This is a genomic window from Micromonospora sp. S4605 (assembly GCF_003176715.1).
Classification (GTDB): Bacteria; Actinomycetota; Actinomycetes; order Mycobacteriales; family Micromonosporaceae; genus Micromonospora; species Micromonospora echinaurantiaca.
The window spans coordinates 1-1,660 of the sequence record NZ_QGSW01000096.1 but is presented as its reverse complement, the minus strand read 5'-3'; the positions used below and the strand labels follow the sequence as shown (position 1 = coordinate 1,660).

At 73.9% G+C, this 1,660-nt stretch carries 1 protein-coding gene and 1 other RNA gene; both read left to right on the top strand.

Going from position 1 to position 1,660, the window contains the following annotated elements:
• Positions 1 to 42: 42 nt before the first annotated feature.
• An RNA gene (gene ffs / locus DLJ47_RS05905) (signal recognition particle sRNA small type) lies at positions 43 to 132 on the top strand.
• Between the two features lie 183 nt (positions 133 to 315).
• On the top strand, positions 316 to 1,660 hold a 1,345-nt coding region (locus DLJ47_RS05900; protein ID WP_146228033.1), incomplete at its 3' end, for a DNA polymerase III subunit gamma and tau.

The following is a 1,660-nucleotide window of genomic DNA, read 5'->3' as shown; positions in this document are numbered from 1 at the left end:
ACCACCCCCGGTGGACCGCCCCGCGGTCGGGTACGCTTGTGGCACCTCCCGTGCGGCGGTACCTCGTGAACCTCCCCAGGGCCGGAAGGCAGCAAGGATAAGCGAGCTCTGCCGGGTGCACGGGAGGCCTTTCTGTCTCTGCGGCCCGTTGATCCACCCGACATACGGGATGTCGGGGTATCCGGAGCGCTCCGATACCGCAACGTCCCGCACAGCGTGTTGATCAAGGCGGTGCCGCCCCCGCCGGTCGGCGGGGTGGGTGGTCAGCCGGGGCGGACCGGCGCAGAATGGCTCGGTCGAGAGGAGGCGGGACGAGTGACGCTGGCGCTCTACCGCAAGTACCGGCCGCGTTCCTTCGCCGAGATGATCGGCCAGGAGCAGGTCACCGAGCCGCTGTCGCAGGCGCTGCGCAGCGGCCGGCTCAACCACGCCTACCTCTTCTCCGGCCCGCGGGGCTGCGGCAAGACCTCCAGCGCCCGGATCCTGGCCCGCTCGCTCAACTGTGAGCAGGGCCCCACCCCCGAGCCGTGCGGGCAGTGCGAGTCCTGCCGCTCGCTGGCGCCCGACGGCGGCGGGTCGATCGACGTCATCGAGATCGACGCGGCCAGCCACGGCGGCGTCGACGACGCCCGGGAGCTGCGCGAGAAGGCGTTCTTCGCGCCGGCCCGCAGCCGCTTCAAGATCTATATCATCGACGAGGCGCACATGGTCTCGTCGGCCGGCTTCAACGCCCTGCTCAAGCTGGTCGAGGAGCCACCGGAGTACGTCAAGTTCATCTTCGCCACCACCGAGCCGGAGAAGGTCCTCGGCACGATCAAGTCGCGGACCCACCACTACCCGTTCCGGCTGTTCCCGCCGAAGGTGGTCCGGCCGTACCTGGAGCAGCTCTGCGAGGCAGAGGGGGTCAAGGTCGAGCCGGCGGTCTTTCCGCTGGTGGTGCGCGCCGGTGGCGGCAGCATGCGGGACAGCCTCTCCGTGCTCGACCAGCTCATCGCGGGCGCCGGCCCGGAGGGGATCAGCTACTCCCGGGCCGCCGCGCTGCTCGGCGTCACCGACTCGGCGCTGATCGACGAGATGTGCGACGCGCTGGCCGCCGGCGACGGCGCGGCCGCGTACGCCACCGTCGACCGGGTGGCCGAGGCCGGCCACGACCTGCGCCGCTTCGCCTCCGACCTGCTGGAGCGGCTGCGCGACCTGATCGTGCTCCAGCAGGTGCCGGACGCCGCCGCCAAGGGCCTGATCGACGGCCCGGCCGACCAGATCGAGCGGATGACCGCGCAGGCCCAGCGGCTCGGCCCGGGCACGCTGTCCCGCTGCGCCGACATCGTGCACAACGGGCTGGTGGACATGCGCGGCACCACCGCGCCCCGGCTGCTGCTGGAGCTGATCTGCGCCCGGATGCTGCTGCCCGGCGCCGACGACTCGACCGGCGGCCTGCTGCAGCGCCTGGAGCGGATGGAGCGCCGGCTCACCCTGGGCGGCGCCGACCTGCCCCCGGCCGCCAGCGCCGCGCCGGCCGCCGAAGCCCCGGCCGTACGCCCGGCGTCGCCCGCCCCGTCCGCGGCTGGCGCCGCGCCGCACCCGGAGACCGCCGGCACGCCGGCGGCTGCCGCCCTCGGAACCTCGGCGACCGCCCCGCACCCGGCTCCCGGCGCCGGCG